The sequence below is a fragment of the Desulfovibrio sp. genome (assembly GCF_034006445.1).
GTDB lineage: Bacteria > Desulfobacterota > Desulfovibrionia > Desulfovibrionales > Desulfovibrionaceae > Desulfovibrio.
The window spans coordinates 319,519-340,195 of record NZ_JAVESS010000003.1 but is presented as its reverse complement, the minus strand read 5'-3'; the positions used below and the strand labels follow the sequence as shown (position 1 = coordinate 340,195).

The following is a 20,677-nucleotide window of genomic DNA, read 5'->3' as shown; positions in this document are numbered from 1 at the left end:
ATATTTTTTCCTGTCAGCGCGTTGTGCAGACCTTCTGGCAAAGAATCTTGCGATTTTTGATTTTTTGTTATTGACATATGCCACAAACAGACCCTATTTTGTTTTTGACATATGTCGGCAATAACAAAACGCCCAAGGGCGCACGCAATAACAACCAACAACAGTAATCCCCAACATCAAGGAGATGTATATGTACAACGATAATCAGAACAATCCCCAGGATTTCCGTCAGACCGGGCGCGGCAGCCGTTGCGCCCACGGGATGCGCGGCGGCATGCGCGGCGGCATGCGCGGCGGCATGAATGCCATTGACGACATGACCCAGGACGGACAGGGCATGGGCCAGAATAATCAGGCCATGGGCATGGGCCGCCGCCACGGCGGCCGTGGCCGCAACGGCATGGCCCAGAACGGACAGGGTATGTCCCAGTGCCGCCGTGGACGTGACGGACAGGGCATGGGTATGCAACGTGACGGGCAGGGCATGGATATGCTCCAGAGCGGCCAGGACGGCCCGAACGGCCCAAACATGGACATGGCCCGGAACGGTCAGGGCATGGGCATGGGCCGCTGCCACGGCGGCAACGGCGGCCGTGGGCGCAAGGGCATGGGCCAGAACGGCCAGGGCATGGGCCAGCGCCGCAGCGGCAACGCCATGCCCCAGCGGAGCACGCCCCCCGACTCTGCGCCCGCCAGCCCCACAGGTGACGGCACGGACGATTAAGGGTACCCTGGCTCCATTGCCGGTTCGCATCGCCCGATGCCAAAAGGCCGCTCCCTGCCGGGGCGGCTTCACGTGTTACCGAGAGAAAGCCCATGCCAAGACCCAAAAAATGGCGCAGAGTCTGCTCCATGCCCCAGAGCACATGTTTCGGCCCCATGGCCGGGCCTGACGGCGGCCCTGCGCCGGAGGGGGGCGCATCCGGTCGCGGCATGCGCCCCGGCGGCGGCCCCGGATCGGGACGCGGCGGGCGCGGAGGCCACGGCGGCGGTCCCGGATCAGGGCACGGTATGCACGGCATGCACGCCGAAGCTGTGGTCATGACTGTGGACCAGTATGAAACCGTCCGACTCATCGATCTGGAGGGATTTACGCAGGAGGCCTGCGCCGAAAAAATGGAGATCGCCCGCACCACTGTGCAGAGCATTTATGCGGAGGCGCGCAAAAAGCTGGCCGACGCCCTGGTCAACGGCAAGATGCTGCGCATAGAAGGCGGCGAATACAAACTTTGCGAAGGCTCGGACCAGCCCTGTGGTCATGAGGGCTGCCATCACAGGCGGCGCTTTTAGGGCATTTACCCCTGAAAAAGGGTAGATGCCCCAGCGCTGCGAGGGAATAGGGCTGCTGCACGTGCACGGCCCCGGATGGGGTCAGCATCAGGGGCACAACCGCGCCCCGTTTTGTGCTTCTCGTCCCGTTTTGTGCGCCTCGCCCCAGTTTTGTTCATCCGTGCGCCTGCCCCGCTCAGGCGGGCTGCTCCTCCTTGCACACATCAACCCAGGTTCCCCCCGTGATGCGTTCAAGCTCGTCCAGTGTTATCCGCACCATATTATTGGGCGCACCAGCCGCAGGGTATATGGGATCAAAATTCCTGAGGCTCGCGTCAAGATACACGCGCACAGTGTCGCGCAACGCAAAGGGGCAGACGCCCCCCATGGGATGCCCCACCATGTCCGGCAAATCTTCGGGCTTGATGAATCGGGGCTTGCAGCCAAAAGCATCCTTGAACTTGCGGTTGTCCAGCCTGGCCGTGCCCATGACCACCAGCACCATGGGGCCGTCCGCACCCATGACGGAAAGGCTCTTGGCAATGCGCCCCGGCTCGCATCCCACCGCCGCTGCGGCCAGATCCACAGTGGCGCTCGACACCGCAAATTCCATATATGCCTCAGCCAGACCGTGACTTGCCAGCACGGCCTTTACCGCATCCACACGCATGATCCATCCTTGGTTGTATATCTTGGGTTGTATGTCTTGCCACAGGCAGGCTGTAGCGTGTCGTCACGTGCGCCACGCTAGCGCCGGAACACCAGAGCCAGACCGGCCAGCACCAGAACAAAGCCCAAAAGCCTGTGCCAGCCAAAGGGCGTCACAGGCACACCAAACCAGCCGTAATTGTCAATAATGGCCGCCATAAGCAGGTTGCCGAAAATCATGGCCAGAGCGGTAGCCAGCACGCCGATGCGCGGTACGGCAATTATGCTGCTCAGTACCATAGTGGCCCCTAAAATACCGCCTATCCACTGCCAGGAAGGCGCTTCGGTTAACCGCCATATGTGCCCGCGACCGAAAAAAAGCATGGCGAGCCCGAGAAACAGCGCCCCGCCGGCAAAAGAAACGAAGCTGCTTTCCAGCACGCCCACAGTGCGACTCAGGCCCGCATTGATGGGCGACTGCATGGCCGTCAGGAAACCCGCCAGAATCACAAGAGTGACGTACAGCATAATCCCTCCGACAAAGTCTAAGGAAACGCCGATTTATTTCGTTTGGCGGCTTTGCTTCACTTTTTTTGAAGCAGTCGAGGACGGAAGAGTCCACTCCTGCTTGAAAAAAGATCGCGCCTTGCCAAACAAAATACCAGCACGTTTCCAGAAGGCTCTTTAATCAGTGCTTCCCTAAAAAAGAATCCCCGGATCAAAGCGCGATTCTACCTTGAAACTGCTCTGCAACTGCATGAAAAGGCGCTTGCTGTGAAGGTGCGACGCAACGTGAGGCTTTGCCCGCCAGGCAGAGCGGGCAGGGGACTATGCTTGTTGCCGCCCGGCCCGCCTCTGACCAGCAGTGTTACACGGCAAAAACACCCTTGGGCACCGGCCCGAAAACGGCCTCGTACCGCTGGCAAAAGTCTGCGGGCGTAAAAACGTGCTCCTGCGTGCCCAGCTTTTCCAGGGCAAAGCTCGCGCTGACGGAGCCAAGTCTGGCGGCATCCGGCATGGCAAGGCCATGCACCAGCCCCTTGATAAGCCCCGCGCGGTGCGCGTCGCCCGCGCCGGTGGGATCCAGCACCTTGCTGATGGGCACGGGCGCAATGCGTATGTTTTCGCCATGGCCGCGCACCTGCGCGCCTTCCGCGCCAAGGGTGGTTACAAGCCACTGGGTGCGCGCCGCGATCTCGTCTTCGCTCTTGCCCGTGGCCTTGCAGATCATGTTCAGTTCATAATCGTTGGTGATGCAGGCCAGCGAGCCTTCAATGGCCTCAAGCAGTTCCTGGCTGGTGAGCACGGGCAGCTGCTGGCCGGGATCAAAAATATAGGGCACGCCCTTTTCACGATACAGGCGGGGCAGGCGGCGCATGTCTTCCACATTGCCGGGAGACACGATGGCCAGATCCTGCCGCGCGTCAAGGCCGGGGAAGTCATACTCGGCGGGCAGGGTCATGGCGCCGGGGTAAAAACCGGTGATCTGGTTGCTGTTCATGTCTGTGGTGATGTAGCACAGGGCCGTGAACACTTCGTCCGCACGGCGTATACCGTCCAGGGGCAGGCCGTGGGCAGACAGCGTCAGGGCGTAGGATTCAAAATCACGTCCGGCCGCCGCCACAATCACAGGTTTTTCACCAAGCAGGGCAAGGGAATAGGCGATATTGCCCGCGCAGCCCCCTCGCCTTTCATCCATGCCATCCACCATGAAGCTGACATTGATCATGTGCAGCTTGTCCATGAGGATATGATCCTGAAAATTGCCGGGAAAGGTCATGATGCGGTCAAAGGCCAGCGAACCGGAAACATAAATGGCCATAGGGTCCTCGCGTTATGTGGTGAAAAATATCTTGTGCAGCGTGAACGCATGTACTTTTTTTCAAAGACAAAAAGCTCTAGTCGTCTGCGGGCGCGGGCGGATGGCTGTTTTCCCGGATCCAGTCCAGAAAAGACCCGAACCCCGCCTCAATGGGCACCGCCACCATGCAGGGAACCTCATACCTGTGCAGGCGCCTTACCGCCGCCTCAAAGGCTGGCAGGGCCGCACGGCTCACCTGGGCCACAAGCAGATGTTCCTCTGCGTCATGCACCTGACCGCGCCAGCGGTATATGGAGCGCGCGCCGGGCACAATATTGACCCCGGCCGCAAGCCCCTCGCCCACCAGCGTTCTGGCAAGAGAAAGGGCAAGCGCTTCATCCGGGGCAGTGACGTATACCAGAAAGGACATGGTCTTCCTCCGCCTGTGGATATCTGGCGGCAAGTTTATACACAAATGCGCAAAAAACAAAGGCCGGACGGCCATGTACAAAATGGCGAACGATCACGACTAGCCACGGCAGCCCTGCGACGCGCTCACACAGGCCCGCGCTGACCGGGCTACTGGCGGCGCACTGACTTGTGACTGGCCTCCACTGGCGAGCGCTGCCCTTGCCACAGGCCGCGTACTACCCTTGCCATAGGCCGCGCAACTGCCGCGCACAGGCCGCCGCATCCTGCGTAAAACTTGCGGGCAACTTGCGCCTGTGGCATATGTCAACCATGAGCACGAAGAACACCCGCCCGGATCGGGCGAAAAAAGTTCTTGCGGCGCTGCGGGCCCGCTACCCCCATCCGCATACCCATCTGGACGCCGAAACCGCCTGGCAACTGCTGGTAGCCACGGTGCTGGCCGCCCAGTGTACAGACGCCAGGGTCAATACCGTCACCCCGGAACTGTTCCGCCTCTGGCCCGGCCCCAGAGAGATGGCCAAGGCGGGCATTGAAGAACTGGAAGCGGTTATCCGCCCCACAGGATTCTACCACAGCAAGGCCAAAAACCTGCTGGGAGCGGCTGCCCGCGTATGCGAGGTTTACGGCGGCCAGGTGCCCAAAACCCTTGAGGAACTCATCACCCTTCCGGGTGTGGCGCGCAAGACGGCCAATGTGGTGCTGTTCGGGGCTTTTGGCATCAATGAAGGGCTTGCTGTGGACACGCACGTAAAACGCATCAGCTATCGCCTTGGACTGACTGAAGAAACCGACCCTGTCCCCATTGAACGCGATCTCATGAAGCTTTTTCCGCGTGAGGACTGGGGCGATGTGAACCACCGCATGGTCTGGTTTGGCCGCGAAGTGTGCGAGGCGCGCAAACCCCTGTGCGGCCAGTGCGAAATGGCGGCGTTCTGCCCACAGCTTGAGCCCCCCAAAACGCCGCGCCCGCAACGCAAGAAAACGGCAACGCCTTAAGAGTTCGGTTTTCTGGCCGATGAGAACTGCAGCGCCAGACTCCATGCCAGGTGCTCCCCCCCACGTTTTGAACAAGACTCAGCCGCTCAACCGGCTCGGATAGACAGGAAAAAAGCCATGTCGCAGAACAGCTTGCTCAACGTCAATAACAATGAACTTGAGATCATTGAATTTATCATCGACGAGAAGCAGCCGGACGGCAGCTCCTACAGCGGGCACTATGGCATCAACGTGGCCAAGGTGCTCGAGATCATCCGTCTGCCCAACATCACCAGCGTGCCCAGCAAGTGCGATCCTTCAGTGCTTGGCACCTTCAATCTGCGGGGCAAGGTGCTGCCTATCCTCAACCTTGCCACATGGCTGGGCAAAACCATGGCCGAGGAGTCCAACGCCAAGGTCATTGTAACGGAATTCAGCGGGGTGCAGGCGGCATTTCTGGTCTCGTCCGTCACGAGCATCCACCGCATGACCTGGGATCGCATCGAGCCGCCGAACCAGTACGTGCAGACCTACTCGCGCGACAGCATCACCGGCGTGCTGCGCATCCAGGACAGGGTGCTCTTTATTCTGGATATGGAAAAAATTCTGGCCGGCCTGGACAGCACCCTGGACATGTCGCAGGTCAAGGTGGACACCTCGCCCGTGGAGGGCGCGGCCCAGTTTCACCTGCTTGTGGCCGACGACTCCAACTCGCTGCGCCACATCATCAAGTCCTCGCTGCAAAAATCCGGCTTTCAGGTCACGGCCGTGGCCAGTGGACGCCAGGCCTGGGAGTTTCTGCAAAAAACCCGCGATGAGGCCCAGGCCCAGGGCAAGGAACTTACCGACATCGTCCACCTGGTCATTTCGGACATCGAAATGCCCGAAATGGACGGCCACATGCTCACGGCAAAAATTCGCGACACCCCCGGCATGAACACCCTGCCCGTCATCCTCTTTTCTTCGCTCATCACAGAAGCCCTGTACGCCAAGGGCGTCAAGGTGGGGGCAGACAAACAGGTGTCCAAGCCCGACCTGCCCGGCCTCAGCAAGATCATCCGCGAACTCATTTCGGAAAAACTGAACAAGTAGCCGCCCGATCCGCCTGCGCCGCCTGCGCCGCCGTACAGGCGCGTGCTGTTTAAAAAAAACTTTGTGGGGGAGGGACCCTTTTGCAAAAGGGTCTCCTCCCCCACGCCCCCACCCCCCAAAACTCTTGTCTTTGCACTATACCTTTGAAAAAAGGTATACGCCCTGACGCGCCCTACTCCTGCCCCTGAGACAGTCCCGGGGCCTGTTCCTGGGCCTGTCCCTGGGCCAATCTCTGGGCCTGCCCCTGCTCCCCATTTTCGGTAACGCATACCGGAACGCAGTATTTTGCCACATACTCCATGGGGTTTGTGGAAACGATATAGCTGGCCATGTCGTAGCCATACACGTGGCCGTTGATGACCCAGCCGCGCCGCTCGATGTCGTCCACCATGCGGCTGTAGGCATCTGCATGGTTTGGGGTATCACCCTTATGGTAAAACCTCGCATACAGCCCGGCAGGGCGAATGAACAGGTTTTCGCGTCTGGTTTCCCTGGATGCGCCACAAAAAAAATAATCCACAAGATACGAACGGCTGGCAATCTTCTTCTTTTCCATCATAACACCAAGGGGCATGGGCACAGGACGCCCCTGCGCTTCATACTTTTCAAATAGTTTGACGAATATTTCAATGGAACCTTCTTCGGTTGCCTGATCCTCCTCGCTCACGGGCGTCATTTCAAGCCGCTCTTCGGGCATTTCCACAAGATCCAGAACGTCATAACGGGCGTTCAACGCTTCATGCCCAAAGTCTATGGTCGCTTCGAGCATTTTTTCCCTGGCGGCCATACGCATGCGCTCCCGGTGCAGAAGCCGCTTTTTTTCCTCAAGATGCGTCAGCAGGCCCGCCGGATCGGGCTCCTGCATGAAGGCGCGTATTTCCTTCAGCGAACTGCCCGTTTCCTTGAGCATGGTCACCATGTCAAATTCATAAAACTGCCCGATGGAGTAGCGCCTGTAGCCATTTTCCGACACAAGGCGCGGCTTCAGCAATCCTTCCTTGTCATAAAACAGCAAGGTGTCTTTTCGCGTTCTGCACAGTCTGGCGAATTCTCCCGTGCTCAAATACTTCATGCGTCCCCCTTGACTCTGGAGTTACTCCATACCTTATGGTGACTGACACCACCATGAAAAGCAAGACCGACAGCAGGACGACCAGCCAGAAAATCGCGCAGCGCCTGCCTCAAGAGGAAACGATGACCATACCCCAAAAAGCCGCGAATCCCCGTAACGCCCGACTTCTCACCGCCCTCGCCGCCCTGCTCTGCCTCTGTCTGGCGCAGGCCGGTTGCAGCGATCAGGAACAGCCCGCAAGCGACACGCCACAGGCGCGCTACCTGCCCGTGACGCCGGAGCGCCTTGTGCTGACCAGCGAACTGCCCGGTCGCGTGGCGGCCCTGGTCACGGCCGAAGTGCGCCCGCAGGTGGACGGCATCATTCAGCAGCGCCTGTTTGAAGAAGGCGCGGTGGTAGCCAAAGGGCAGACGCTTTACCAGATAGACCCCGCCGTATACGAGGCAGCCAGAAACACCGCCAAAGCCGAACTGGAGGAAGCCCAGGTGCATGCCGCGGCCCAGCAGAAACGCGAAGCCCGCATCAGGGTGCTGGCCAGGGCCAATGCCGTGAGCCAGCAGGAACTGGACGACGTGCAGGCCGAACTGGGCCGGGCCAGAGCGCGTGTGGCCCGCGCTCGTGCCGCGCTGGAAACGGCGGAGATCAACCTTGACTACACGCACATCAAGGCTCCTGTTGCCGGAAAGATCGGCAGATCGTCGATCACGCGGGGCGCGCTTGTCACAGCCAACCAGACAAGCCCTCTGGCGGTCATACAGCAGATCGACCACGTGTATGTGGACATCACCCAGCCCAGCGCCAACATGCTGCGCCTGCGCCGCCTTGCCGCGTCCCTTGGCCCGGCCTGGGGCAAGGGCGCCAGCGGGGCGCGCCTTATTCTTGAAGACGGCACGCCGTACGCCGCACCAACTGCGCCAAATGCGCCAGATGTGGCGGGTGTGGTGGGTGCGGCAGGATCGGTGGGGGCGGCGGATACGGCGGGCACGCCAGATGTGGTGAATACGCCAACTGCGCGAAACACAACGGGTTCGCAGAATGCGGCGGTGCCGGGGGACACGCCCAATGCTGGGGGTGCGCCAGATCCAGCGATGACGGCAGAGGCCGAGCCGCACTGGATCACGGGCGACCTGCTGTTTGCGGAAATAAGCGTGGCCCAGTCCACTGGCAACGTGAGCCTGCGCGCCCTGTTTCCCAATCCCGAAGGACTGCTCTTGCCGGGCATGTACGCCCGCGTGCTCATTGAAGAAGGCGTCATCGAAAACGCGCTTCTTGTTCCCCAGCGGGCTGTCATGACTGACAGTGAGGGACGCCATTTTGTCATGACCCTGCAAGGCCCGCAAACGCCGCCACAAGGCAGGGACGCGGCCCCGGTCTTTACGGTGCAGAGAAAAAATGTGGCGCTTGACCGCCCCCACGGCAACCGCTGGCTTGTGCGCTCCGGCCTCGAGGCCGGTGACCTCGTGGTCATTGAGGGCCTGCAAAAAGCCGTGCCCGGCGGCAAGGCCGCCGGAACCCTGTGGCAGGCTGAGGCCAGCGCGCAAGCCGACGCGCAGGCCAACGCGCAGCCCGGGGCCGACGCGCAGCCCAAGGCCAACACGCAGGACAGCCACAAAAATCAGGGTGGTCGCTAGATGGCAGCCTTCTTTATCAACCGCCCCATATTCGCCACCGTACTGGCCATCCTGCTCATGCTGGCCGGGGGTCTTGCCCTGCGCAGCCTGCCCATCGCCCAGTACCCGGACATAGCCTCGCCGCAGATATCCATCTTCGGTCAGTACCCCGGCGCTTCGGCGGCAACGGTGGACCAGAGCGTAACCCAGCTCATCGAACAGCAGATGAAGGGCATCGACAACCTGCTCTACATGCACTCGTCCAGCGACGCCTACGGCAGCGTGGAAATGGTCTTCACCTTTGAGGCGGGCACCAATATCGACATTGCCCAGGTGCAGGTGCAGAACAAGTTGCAGCAGGCCTTGCCCATGCTGCCCGAATCCGTGCAGCGCCAGGGCTTGCAGGTCAGCAAGGCAGTGGAAAACTCCTTTATGACCATAGCCTTTTATGTCGATGACGCATCCATGAGCGCTGGCGAAATCAGCGACTATGTGGCCAGCAACCTCATCGACCAGCTCAACCGGGTAGAAGGCGTTGGCTCCACCACGGTATACGGCGGCGTCAATGCCATGCGCATCTGGTGCGACCCGGCGAAAATGGAGCAATACCGCCTGAACCCGCAGGACATTGTGGCCGCCGTGCAGGCGCAGAACGCGCAGGTGGCGGGCGGGCAGACAGGCGCGGCCCCCGCCCTGCCGGGGCAGGAAACAAGCATCACGGTCAATGCCGCATCGCGCTTGCAGACAGTGGACGAATTCCAGCGCATACGCCTGCGCACAGAGGCTGACGGCTCCATACTGCGGCTCGGCCAGGCGGCCCGCGTGGAGATCAATGAAGAAACCTTTATGGGGCAATCGCGCTTCAACGGCCACCCCGCCGTGGGCGTGGCCGTAAAGCTGGCCTCAGGGGCCAACGTCATCAAGACCACGAATGCCATCAAGGCCGAACTGGCCTCCCTTTCCCGCTTTTTTCCCCAGGGCATGCAGTATTCTTTCGCTGACGACAGAGCCCCCATTGTGGAAAAATCCATAAGCTCGGTGGTGCACACCCTGCTGGAGGCCGTGGCCCTTGTGGTTGCCGTCATGTTTCTCTTCCTGCAGAGCTTCCGCTCCACGCTCATTCCCGCCATCACCGTGCCTGTGGTTTTGCTGGGCGTGTTCGCCGTGCTGTCGCTGGCGGGCTATTCCATCAACACCCTGACCATGTTCGGCATGGTGCTGGCCATCGGCCTGCTGGTGGACGACGCCATTGTGGTCGTTGAAAACGTGGAGCGCCTCATGCGGGACGAAATGCTCAGTCCCAAGGAAGCGGCGCTCAAGTCCATGCGGGAAATCACGGGCGCGCTGGTGGGCGTGGCTGTGGTCATTTCGGCCGTTTTTGTGCCCATGGCCTTCATGTCCGGGTCCACAGGCGTCATTTACCGCCAGTTTTCCATAACCATTGTCACGTCCATGGTGCTGTCGGTGCTGGTGGCCATTGTGCTCACGCCCGCCCTGTGCGCCCTCATGCTGCACAGCCACGCCTCCGCCCAGGGCGAGGGCCTGTTTGGCCGTTTCAACCGCTGGTTCGACCGCCTGACGCGGCGCTACGCCGTCAGCCTGCGCCCCATGCTCGACAAACCCAAACGCTGGGTCGGCCTTTTTGTGGCGGGGCTGGCCGTATGCGCTGTTTTGCTGTTCCAGTTGCCCGGCGCGTTTTTGCCGCAAGAAGATCAGGGCATACTTTTTCTCGACGTCCAGTTGCCGCCGGGGGCCTCCTTCGAGCGCACGGGCAGGGTGCTGGCGCAGGTGGAAGACTATTTTCGCCAGGACGAAAAAGAAGCTGTGGAGAGCGTCTTTACTGTCATGGGCTGGGGCTTCAGCGGCACGGGCCAGGGTTCGGGCATGGCTTTTGCCCTGCTCAAGGACTGGAGCGCGCGCGGCAAGGGGCAAGGGGTTTTTGACATCATGAACAGGGCCAATGCCCGGTTTGCGGACATCCCCGAAGCCCAGCTCTTTGTCATGGCTCCCCCTGCGGTTATGGAACTGGACAATTCCTCCGGCTTCAGCATGCAGCTCATGGACAGGGGCAACAGGGGACACCACGCCCTCATGGCCGCCAAGGACGCCCTGCTGCAAAAGGCCGCAAAGCAGAAGGCCATAGGCTCCGCCCGGTACAGCGGCCTGGACGACGCCGAGCAGTACCGCCTGATCATCGACAGCGACAAGGCCGGAGCCCAGGGCCTGGACATGAGCGTGGTCAACGGGGCCATCGGCTCGTATTGGGGCGGGGAATACATCAATGACTTTGTGGACAAGGGGCGCACCAAGAAGGTGTACCTGCAGGCGGAACCGGCCTTTCGCTCCAGCGCGGAGGACTTCCGCCGCTATCATGTGCGTAACGATGTGGGCGAAATGGTTCCCTTTGCCAGTTTTATTGATGTGGAATCCATCAACGCCTCGCCCAAGCTCACCCGCTATCAGGGCGTGCCTGCGGTGAAAATAGAGGGCGACGCCGCACCGGGGCAAAGTTCCGGTCAGGCCATGAAGGCCATGGCGGCCAGCGCCAAGGAACTGCCGCCGGGATTTGACTTTGCCTGGACAGGCTTATCTTATCAGGAGATGCTTTCTGGCGATCAGGCCCCCATGCTCTACGCCATATCCCTGCTGGTGGTCTTTCTCAGCCTCGCGGCCCTGTATGAAAGCTGGAGCATCCCCGTATCCGTGCTGCTGGCCGTGCCCACAGGTCTTGTGGGCGCGCTTGCCGGGGCATGGCTGCGCGGCCTGAACAATGACGTCTACTTTCAGATAGCGGTGCTGACCATTGTGGGCCTGTCCGCCAAGAACTCCATCCTGATTGTGGAATTCGCCCGCGCGCAGCACAGGGCTGGCAAAAGTCTGGTCGCTGCCGCCATTGAGGCTTCACGGCTGCGGCTGCGGCCCATCATCATGACCTCCCTGTGCTTTATCCTGGGTGTGATCCCTCTGGCGTTGAGCAGCGGGGCCGGGGCCGGAGCGCAGAACGCCCTGGGCACTGTGGTGATGGCGGGCATGCTTACGGCAACCGCGCTTGGTATCTACTTTACGCCGCTGTTCTTTGTCCTGATTGTAAAAATGCTGGGCAGACCATTGGCCGGTGACGGCAACCAGCAAAAAAGCTGAAGCTGCGGCGGCAGCGCTCCATTGGCGCTGCCGCCGCCACAAGAACCTCGCATGAGTTTTTATGAATACGGATATTCCTGATACGCATACTGCGTCCCCAAAAAACGCTCCTGTCCACAAGCGTCTTTCCAGGGCCGCCCGCTGGCGGGTGCTCATTGCCGTCATGATCGCATGGCTGCCCATTGCCATGGACATGACCATTCTTCATATCGCCGTGCCTTCGCTGACGCTCTCATTGCAGGCCACTGGCACGGAAATTCTCTGGATCATAGACATCTATCCCCTGATCATGGCCAGTCTGCTGGTGCCCATGGGCACACAGGGCGACCGCATAGGGCCACGCGCGCTGTTGCTGGTCGGGCTGGGCATCTTTCTGGTCGCCTCGCTGGCAGCGGCTTTTTCGCCCACGGCCAGGTTCCTGATCATGTCCAGGGCGCTTCTTGCCGTGGGCGCGGCCATGATCGTGCCCAGCGTGCTGGCCATCATACGCATCACCTTTGAGGACTGGAAAGAACGGGCCATGGCCCTGGGCATCTGGGGCACGGTGAGCACCGTGGCCGCAGCCATGGGGCCTCTGGCGGGCGGCCTTTTGCTTGAGCACTTCTGGTGGGGTTCGGTTTTTCTCATCAACGTGCCCATTATTCTGGGCATCTTGCCCCTGGCCGCCATGTTGCTGCCCAAACCCCAGGTAAAAATGCGCGGTTCATGGCCCATCGGCCAGGCGCTCACGCTGGCGGCGGGCCTCATGGCCACGGTATATGCGGTAAAGGCCGTATTTAAACAGGGCGCATCGCTTCTGCTGTGCGGCGGCGCACTGGTTTGCGGCGTCACGCTGCTGACGCTTTTTGTCCGCCGCCAGCTCACGGCGCGCACGCCCATGCTTGACCTGGGGCTTTTTCGGCTGCCCGCCATCCGCGTGGGCCTTGTGACCGCCCTCGTCGTTTCCGGCGCTCTGGCTGGTGTGGAACTGACCATTGCCCAGGAACTGCAATTTGTTCTGGGGCGCACGCCCTTGCAGGCCGGAATATTCATGCTGCCCATCATGGCTGCCTCCGCCGTGGGCGGCCCGCTGGCAGGCAGGCTTGTGGTCTTTGGGGGTTTGCGCAAGGTCTGTACGCTCTCGCTGCTGGCCGCAGGGGCCAGCCTTGCCGGGCTTGGCCTGGCAAGTTTTCACGACGCGGGCTGGCTTGTGGCTTCCTATATGGTGGTGCTGGGCCTTTCGCTCAGCATCGGCCTGACGGCCTCGTCCATTGCCATCATGGGCAGCGTGCCGCCGGAAAAAGGCGGGGCCGCCGGATCCATCGAGGCATTGGGCTATGACCTGGGCGCGGGGCTGGGCATCACAGGTTTTGGCGTGCTGCTGGCCGCCAATTACAGTTCCGCCCTGCGCCTGCCGGAACAGTTGCGGCAAAGCCTGCCGCACAGCGTGGCGGATTCCATCAGCGACACCATGGTGGCAGCGGAACTGGCAGGCGGCGAACAGGGCAGGGCCATTGCCGAGGCCGGACAGGCGGCCTTTTCCGCCGCGCACAGCACGGTGCTGCTGTCAGCGGCGTTTCTGGTGTGCCTGCTGGGAATCTGGGTCTTCAACGGACTGCGCAACTACAATTCCGGTGAACAGGGCAAAGCCTGATCCCGCCGGAAGCCTCCAGCCCCCGCAAACGTGCCCGGAGTGATTTCCGGGCCTGACGCGCCTCCCTGCCCGGAGTCATGCCTGCTCGTGCCCTGATTATGTCCGGCTCACGCCTGCTCATGCCCTCTTTCATGTCCGACGCATACATGGCGTCATGCCCTTTTTACGCTAAGCCGCCGCGCGTCACCCTTCTGACGCGCGATGGCCCCAAGAGGCTGTTTTCTTTGGCAGCCATTTTGCAAATCCCTCCGCATGGACGTGTTCAACTATAACCAGGCAGAGGTGCTGAGCCTCATACTGACCATGATGCGCGTAAGCATAGTCATGTTCATGCTGCCTGTGTTTTCCACCAACAATATTCCCATGCAGGTCAAGGCAGCCATAACCCTGGTGTTCACGCTGGGCATATGGCCGCATCTGGCGCTGCCGGGAAACCAGATGCCCGCTCACCCTTTTGATATTGTGATCATGATTCTGGGTGAAGCGGTCATGGGCCTGGTGTTGGGCATGGCCGTCAATTTTCTGTTCATGGCCATTCAGGCCGGTGGGGAACTGCTGGGCTTTCAGATGGGCTTTACCATGATCAACTTCGCCGATCCGCTCACTGGCAATCAGACGGGCATCACGGCGTTTTTTCTCTGGATGGTGTCGCTGCTGACCTTTCTGGCGCTGGACGGCCACCTCTACATGATCAAGGGCTTTGCCGAATCCTTCAAGCTGATCCCGCCGGGCGGGCTCTTCATCGGCTCCAAAATCCTGTGGCAGATATTGCACCTTGCCGCGCAGATGTTTGTGCTGGCCCTGCAGATAGCGGCCCCGGTGATGGTGGCGCTTTTTATGGTGGAAGTGGCCCTGGGCCTCGTGGCCCGCACCTCGCCGCAGATACACATTATGGAATTCGGCTTTCCGGCCAAGATCGGCGTGGGCTTTTTCTTTGTGGGCCTGCTGCTGGTCATCATGGCCGACCATGTGGAGACGTTCATTCTGGGGCTGGACGGCCTGTTCACCAACCTGCTGCGATCCATGAGTCCCTTGTATCAGTAGCAGTTGCACGGCCGGACGCGCCGACAAGCGGGCAGCGGGCGGCGGGCAGCGGGCAGCGGGCAGCGGGCAGCGGGCGCGCATATGCCCATGCCGCATACGGCAAGAGAACTTTAACGAAGCAGCTTGCGCCAATGCAAAAGGCCGCCCCTGAGGGCGGCCCTTTTGTATTGGCATCGAAAGAATACCGAAAGAGGCGTGATCCAACCTACCGCGCAGCCTTCTCCAGCCGTGCCAGGGTTTCGTCCTTGCCGAGAAAGGCCATGATCTCGTTCAGGTGCGAGCCGCCCATAAAACCCATAAGGGCGGTGCGCAGGGGCGGGGCCACTTCCTTGAACTTGAGGCCGTTGTCCGCCACATAGGCGTTGAGGGCGGCCTCGATATTTTCGGCAGTAAAGGGCTCGCAAGCCGCGAAGATTGCGGCCAGAGCGCGCAAATGCGCCTTGCCGCCGTCCGTCAGGTGCTTGGCGGCGTCTTTTTCAACGTATTCCAGATCAGCGGCGGCCACCAGCAAGGGCCGGAAGCTTTCGGCCAGGGCCTTGAGGGTATTGGCGCGCTCGCGGAACATGGCGCACAGTGGCTCCAGCCTTTCCTGCGTCAGCACGCCAAAGCCCGCCTGCTCCACAAAGGGGGCCGTCAGCGTGGCCAGTTCGGCCAGGGGCATTTCGCGCATGAAGTGGGCGTTGCACCATTCCAGCTTGGTGGGGTCAAAGGCTGCGGCCGCAGGATTGAGGTTGCTGCCGTCAAAGTATTCCACCAGTTCTTCGGGCGTGAACAGCTCCTGATTGCCGTGTGACCAGCCAAGGCGCACCAGATAGTTCACGAGCGCCTGGGGCAGCAGGCCGTCCTGCTGGTATTCAATGACGGCGCGCGCGCCGTGGCGCTTGGAGAGTTTTTGCCGATCAGGGCCGAGAATCATCGGCACATGGCCGAAACGCGGTACGGGCAGGCCCAGGGCTTCATAGATGAGGATCTGGCGCGGCGTGTTGGACACGTGGTCGTCACCGCGGATGACGTGGGTAATGCCCATGTCGTGATCGTCCACCACCACGGCCATGTTGTAGGTGGGCATGCCGTCGGCGCGGCGGATGACCATGTCGTCCAGTTCGCCCACATCCACGGCGATCTTGCCCTTGACCAGATCGTCAAAGACCACCTTGCCCGTCAGCGGAGCCTTGAGGCGCACGCAGCGCCCTTCGCCCGGCCCCAGATCGCGGCTGCGGCAGCGGCCGTTATAGCGCGGCTTGAGGCCATTTTGCCGGGCCTCTTCACGCATGGCCTCCACCTCTTCAGGGGTACATGAGCACCAGTAGGCGTGGCCGTTTTCCAGCAGCTTGTCCACATAGGCGTTGTACAGATCAGTGCGCTGCGTCTGATAGGCGAGTTCGCCGTCCCAATCCAGCCCCAGCCAGCGCATGGAAGCCAGGATTGAATCGGTATACTCCTGCTTGGAGCGCAAAAGGTCTGTATCTTCAATGCGCAGATGAAAGCGGCCGTTGAAATGCCGGGCCAGAAGCCAGCAGAAAATGGCGGTGCGCGCCCCGCCGATGTGCAGATGTCCTGTGGGGCTGGGGGCGAATCGTGTAACCACTTGCGTCATGTTGTTATCCTTGACTGGGCTTGTGAGACAAAAGGGCTGTCAGCCCGCCTGTTCTCGTATCTTGGTGAAACAATTTCACGTTAAAACTGCTCTGGCGGCTGCGTGAGCAGACGCCCGCCGCAAAGGCATACGCGCAGGCTGCCTGCACTGGTAAACGCCAAAGCGGACGTCCTGTAAACGCTGAAAATACGCATTCCCAGCGGTGAGTTGCGCCAAGCCCGATATGTTGTCGCAAAACGGATATCTCGGGCCAACCGGGTTCTGAAGACAAGCGCCCGCGAAGAGCGTCAGGACTCCGGCATAATGTTCAAAGATTCTGGTTGCCCGCTTCGTAGGCGGCTTCGCGCCGCTCATCACAGTTTCTGGCAAGGCGCTTGAGGGTCAGGGTCAGTTCCCGCACGTCAATGGGCTTGGTCAGATGGGCGTTCATGCCCGCCTGAAGGCTGCGCTCCGCATCCCCGCGCATGGCATAGGCCGTCATGGCCACAATGGGCACGTCCACAGCGCCGGGCAGACCGCTGGCCCGGATCTCGCGCGTGGCCGTGTAGCCGTCCATAAGGGGCATCTGCACGTCCATGAGGACAAGATCAATGTCGTCGGCCTGCTTGCGCCAGCCATCGAGCGCTTCCTGGCCGTTGCCCACGGCCATGCACTCAATGCCCATGCCGCTCAGCAGCACTTCCATAATCTCGCGGTTTATGTCCCCGTCTTCTGCCATGAGCACCCGCAGGCCGCGCAGGCAGGCATATTCCTCGGCAGCGTCGTCTTCCAGGCTGGTCGGGGCAAACATGTCTTCCCGACCCACGCCAAAGGGCAGTTCCACCTTGAAAACGCTGCCCTTGCCGGGCTCGCTCTGCACGGTTATGCGCCCGCCCATGAGTACGGTCAGACGGCGGCAAAGGGCAAGGCCCAGACCAGTGCCGCCGAAGCGGCGGGTTATGGATGAGTCCGCCTGGGAAAAGGGCGTGAATATACGCGCCTGCTCATCCCTGCTCATGCCGATGCCCTCATCGCTCACAAGACAGACCAGCGTGATGTCATGCTGTTTGCGGCGCAACAACTGCACGTCTATGCGCACCGTGCCCCGCTCTGAAAACTTGATGGCGTTGCCGCCAAGGTTCAGCAGTACCTGGCGCAGCCGCAGGGCGTCGCCCACCAGAGTCGGCGGTATGCGCGGGTCTATGTGACTTTCGAGCGTGCAGTTTTTGTGCTGCAGGCGCGGGCGCAGCAGGGACAGCACGGCCTCAATCTCCCTCTCGGGCTGGAAAGGAAGATTTTCCAGCTCCATATGGTTGGCCTCAATCTTTGAAAAATCCAGAAGATCATTGATGATGTCCAACAGCGATTCGCATGTGGAATGAATTTTTCCCACATAGTCCCGCTGCTGCGGATTGAGGGCCGTATTGAGCACAAGATGGGCCATGCCCATGATGCCATTCATGGGCGTGCGGATTTCATGGCTCATATTGGCCAGAAAAATACTTTTGGCCGCGTTGGCGGCCTCCGCGCTTTCCTTGGCCTCGCGCAGCATGCGCTCGTGCTGGCGGTGCTTTGTAACGTCGCTCACATAGCCAGCGATGCGCGGTTCTTCCGGCGTGCCCACCACTTCGCAGGCCACGGCAAACCAGCAAAGGCCGCGCCAGGGATGATTGACGCGCAGTTCCACATGCTCCTGAAAGCCCACTGTCCAGCCTTCGGAGCGGCAAAGACTCCGCCAGCGCCGCCTGTCTTCCGGCAGGATGCACTTTTCCACGGCCGCAAGCCGCTCTTCGGCGTTGGCCCCTTCGCGCAGGCCGAACTGTTCGTAAAAAACCTCGTTGCAGGTGAATTCCAGGCTATCCTTGCGGCGGCCCAGTTCAAACACGCCCAGCCAGCCCAGGCGACAGGCCAGCGAAAGCCGCGACAGGCTCTCACGCAAGGCCTGATGGGCCGCGTGCAGTTCGCTTATGTCCTGATGAAATCCGGCAATGCGTAAAATCTGCTCGCCATCGCCCGAAACGCGCCTGCCACCGCAGCGCACATGAATGGGGCCCCACTGCGGATGGTTATAGCCGTAGCGCATCTCGCACATGTCGTCATGGGTTTTAAAATCTTCAAGCTTTTTCCATATGGAGTCCATGTCGCGGCTGTCCACGCGACTGCGCCAGAATGTCGCGCACTCTTCCGGGGTGATATCATCGGGCGCGCCCAGCAGACGGCGGGTGATGGCGTTGGTGAGCAGACGCGTAAGGCCACGGCCCGTATCATGCTCGATAACCCACAGCCCAACGCTGGCCGCCGCCAGGGCCTCCTGCCCCCAGGCGAGTCCTTCACCAAAACTCTTTTGTGCCTCTAACACCATGATGCCTCCATAAACTTGCTGAGCAGGCTAGCGCTTTTGGCCCGGCAATACAATGCCGTAGTGCACCATCCACCCGTGCCTGTGGCATGGCATTTCTGTGCAATTACTACCCGAATCATCAGGATTTTGTCGCAGAACCGACATGTTGTCCGCTTGCACGCCGCATGACGGAGTGCTAGTTTAGATAACTATCAGGATATAAAAAATACCACGTCACTGGGCTTTTGCCGCGCCCATGCAGCGCGGCCGACCGCCCGTAAATGAGGAAGACGCATGAACAACGCCACTGTCGTTATCAAGTATGGCGGGCACGCCATGGACAAACCCGAGCTTTGCACGGCCTTTGCCACAGATCTGGCCCAACTTTCCGCCCAGGACATGGGCTTTGTGGTGGTGCACGGCGGCGGGCCGCAAATTTCCGCGCTGCTGACGCGCCTGAATATTGAGAGCCGCTTTGAAAACGGCCTGCGGGTCACCGACGAAGCCACCATGGCAGCCGTTGAAATGGTTTTGTGCGGCCAGGTGAACAAGGCCGTGGTGGCCTCCTTTGCGGCCCACGGCGCGCGGGCTGCGGGCATATCCGGCAGGGACGGCAATTTGCTGCGCGCTGTTGTAAAAAATCCCGCTCTGGGCCTTGTGGGCGAGGTGGAGGCCGTGGACCCGGCCCTGATCCTTTGCCTGCTCCAAGGGGATTTTGTGCCCGTTGTGGCTCCGGTGGCCAACGGCCCCGACGGCCAGGCTCTGAACATCAACGCCGACACGGCCGCAGGCGCGCTGGCCGGAGCTTTGGCGGCGGACTACTTTATACTCATCTCCGACGTGCCGGGCGTGCTGGACGCCGAGGGCAGGCTCATTACCTCCCTTACCCGTGCGGAGATAGAAAAGCTGCGGGCCGAAGGCGTCATTACCGGCGGTATGATTCCCAAGGTCGAATCCTGCCTGCACGCCCTGGACGCGGGCTGCCAGCGTGCGCTTATTCTGGATGGCCGTTCTCCGTCGAGCCTGCGCCGCTATCTGCTGGACGACGCGCCGCTGGGCACTGTGGTTGTGAACTGAACCAGCGCGGCCCCACAAAAATGCCGAGAGGCAGCCGGAAATTCCGGCTGCCTCTTTTTTTGAAGCCAAACTGGCGGTTTATCCGCTTTGGGATGCGCCGTCACGGACGCGCCCCGGCCTTTACATGGATACTTTTAGAGCACGCGGGCCAGGCGGGCAGGATACGCAAGACACACGGGCAGGACACACGGGCAGGGTACGCCGGCCAGGCGGACTGCCTGAACGGACTGCCTGAGCGGACTGCCTGAGCGGACTATTTTTTGAGGGAGCCAACGCTCTGGACTATAAGCACGCCCCAGCCCTCGGGCAGCGGCAGCGTGCCGTCCAGCGCCGAGGAATTCGAGGCATGCACAAAGTCGCCCAGCCCCGCCGATGCGCAGAACAGCCCCACATTCTGATATATGGAGCCCACATGCATGCCCGACCATCTGCTTGCCGTGGGAGCCGCATACAGCAAGACCAGCGAGCCGCCGCCAAGTTTGGCGCGCCAGTCGCCCTCCAGCACCATGGTCAGGCTGTGCCCGGGTTCATACCGCCATACGCCATTTTCCAGGGCCGCAAAAACCTGCACTTCCTGCTTGTTCATGGCTGAAGGCGCGGTGCGGCGTCCGTCTTCGCGGTTGACGCCCCAGGCAGCCCAGAGCAGATCGCTCAACTGTTGCGCCGGAAGCGGCGCGCCGTTGAACCCGCTCTTGGTTGAATGGCGTTGGGCCAGAGCCTGCATAAGCGGCACGCCGCCGGTTTTATCCGGAGCGGGCAGTTCCATGCGCCGGGCGGAGGCGTCCGCCGCAACTGCGCTGGTGGAAGCCGGGGGAAGCAAGGCCAGAGAGGCCATTGACAGACAAAAAGCAAGACCAAGTCGAATACTGCGGATCATACGTCCTCCATGAATGACTGCCGCCCGTGGACGCAAAAAAGTGCGCCAGGAATTCTTTATGGGCAGGCAGAAGACGTCCGAAGTATGCT

The 20,677-nt window shown here is 60.9% G+C and carries 17 protein-coding genes; 9 read left to right on the top strand and 8 right to left on the bottom strand.

Annotated features, from left to right (window positions below; translation table 11 throughout):
• Positions 1-190 precede the first annotated feature (190 nt).
• Both RBR41_RS06105 and RBR41_RS06100 read left to right on the top strand, forming a co-directional pair.
• Positions 191-724, top strand: coding sequence for a hypothetical protein (locus RBR41_RS06105; protein WP_320351695.1), 534 nt, complete (start codon positions 191-193; stop codon positions 722-724).
• A 128-nt stretch (positions 725-852) separates the two neighbouring features.
• Entirely contained in the window at positions 853-1,290 is a 438-nt protein-coding gene (locus RBR41_RS06100; RefSeq protein WP_320351694.1) for a DUF134 domain-containing protein, read from the top strand.
• Between the two features lie 175 nt (positions 1,291-1,465).
• Here the strand turns inward: RBR41_RS06100 and RBR41_RS06095 are convergent, their stop codons facing one another.
• From RBR41_RS06095 to cutA, 4 genes are all read right to left on the bottom strand, one after another.
• A complete protein-coding gene (locus RBR41_RS06095) occupies positions 1,466-1,939 on the bottom strand; it encodes a YbaK/EbsC family protein (RefSeq protein ID WP_320351693.1) in 474 nt (157 codons plus the stop codon).
• Between the two features lie 77 nt (positions 1,940-2,016).
• Positions 2,017-2,445, bottom strand: coding sequence for a DMT family transporter (locus RBR41_RS06090; protein ID WP_320351692.1), 429 nt, complete (start codon positions 2,443-2,445; stop codon positions 2,017-2,019).
• Positions 2,446-2,785: 340 nt separating this feature from the next.
• The gene (locus RBR41_RS06085) at positions 2,786-3,739 is read right to left on the bottom strand and encodes a carbohydrate kinase family protein (RefSeq protein ID WP_320351691.1); all 954 of its coding nucleotides are present in this window, start codon (positions 3,737-3,739) and stop codon (positions 2,786-2,788) included.
• 76 nt (positions 3,740-3,815) lie between these two features.
• Positions 3,816-4,148, bottom strand: a complete 333-nt coding sequence (gene cutA / locus RBR41_RS06080; RefSeq protein WP_320351690.1) for a divalent-cation tolerance protein CutA — start codon at positions 4,146-4,148, stop codon at positions 3,816-3,818.
• A gap of 311 nt (positions 4,149-4,459) precedes the next feature.
• On the opposite strand from cutA, the gene nth reads away from it, so the two are divergent.
• Positions 4,460-5,146 carry an endonuclease III gene (nth, locus tag RBR41_RS06075; RefSeq protein WP_320351689.1) on the top strand — a complete coding sequence of 229 codons (687 nt, stop codon included), beginning with the start codon at positions 4,460-4,462 and terminating at the stop codon, positions 5,144-5,146.
• A 117-nt stretch (positions 5,147-5,263) separates the two neighbouring features.
• Entirely contained in the window at positions 5,264-6,217 is a 954-nt protein-coding gene (locus RBR41_RS06070) for a chemotaxis protein (RefSeq protein WP_320351688.1), read from the top strand.
• 172 nt (positions 6,218-6,389) lie between these two features.
• Here the strand turns inward: RBR41_RS06070 and RBR41_RS06065 are convergent, their stop codons facing one another.
• Positions 6,390-7,289 carry a MerR family transcriptional regulator gene (locus tag RBR41_RS06065; protein WP_320351687.1) on the bottom strand — a complete coding sequence of 300 codons (900 nt, stop codon included), beginning with the start codon at positions 7,287-7,289 and terminating at the stop codon, positions 6,390-6,392.
• A 53-nt stretch (positions 7,290-7,342) separates the two neighbouring features.
• On the opposite strand from RBR41_RS06065, the gene RBR41_RS06060 reads away from it, so the two are divergent.
• From RBR41_RS06060 to fliR, 4 genes are all read left to right on the top strand, one after another.
• Entirely contained in the window at positions 7,343-8,920 is a 1,578-nt protein-coding gene (locus RBR41_RS06060) for an efflux RND transporter periplasmic adaptor subunit (RefSeq protein ID WP_320351686.1), read from the top strand.
• On the top strand, positions 8,921-12,040 hold the full coding sequence (locus RBR41_RS06055; protein ID WP_320351685.1) for an efflux RND transporter permease subunit: 3,120 nt from the start codon (positions 8,921-8,923) through the stop codon (positions 12,038-12,040). It begins immediately after the preceding gene.
• Positions 12,041-12,101: 61 nt separating this feature from the next.
• Positions 12,102-13,673, top strand: coding sequence for an MFS transporter (locus RBR41_RS06050; RefSeq protein WP_320351684.1), 1,572 nt, complete (start codon positions 12,102-12,104; stop codon positions 13,671-13,673).
• Between the two features lie 252 nt (positions 13,674-13,925).
• Positions 13,926-14,717 carry a flagellar biosynthetic protein FliR gene (gene fliR, locus RBR41_RS06045; RefSeq protein WP_320351683.1) on the top strand — a complete coding sequence of 264 codons (792 nt, stop codon included), beginning with the start codon at positions 13,926-13,928 and terminating at the stop codon, positions 14,715-14,717.
• A 205-nt stretch (positions 14,718-14,922) separates the two neighbouring features.
• On the opposite strand, the gene gltX is transcribed toward fliR, so the two are convergent.
• Complete coding sequence (gene gltX / locus RBR41_RS06040) at positions 14,923-16,314, bottom strand: glutamate--tRNA ligase (protein WP_320351682.1); 1,392 nt, start codon at positions 16,312-16,314, stop codon at positions 14,923-14,925.
• Between the two features lie 307 nt (positions 16,315-16,621).
• Positions 16,622-18,655 carry an ATP-binding protein gene (locus tag RBR41_RS06035; RefSeq protein ID WP_320351681.1) on the bottom strand — a complete coding sequence of 678 codons (2,034 nt, stop codon included), beginning with the start codon at positions 18,653-18,655 and terminating at the stop codon, positions 16,622-16,624.
• Between the two features lie 273 nt (positions 18,656-18,928).
• Between RBR41_RS06035 and argB the strand changes: the two genes are divergently transcribed.
• Positions 18,929-19,711, top strand: a complete 783-nt coding sequence (argB, locus tag RBR41_RS06030) for an acetylglutamate kinase (RefSeq protein WP_320351680.1) — start codon at positions 18,929-18,931, stop codon at positions 19,709-19,711.
• 253 nt (positions 19,712-19,964) lie between these two features.
• Here argB and RBR41_RS06025 read toward each other — a convergent pair whose 3' ends face one another.
• Positions 19,965-20,588, bottom strand: coding sequence for a nitroreductase family protein (locus RBR41_RS06025; protein ID WP_320351679.1), 624 nt, complete (start codon positions 20,586-20,588; stop codon positions 19,965-19,967).
• Between the last annotated feature and the right edge of the window lie 89 nt (positions 20,589-20,677).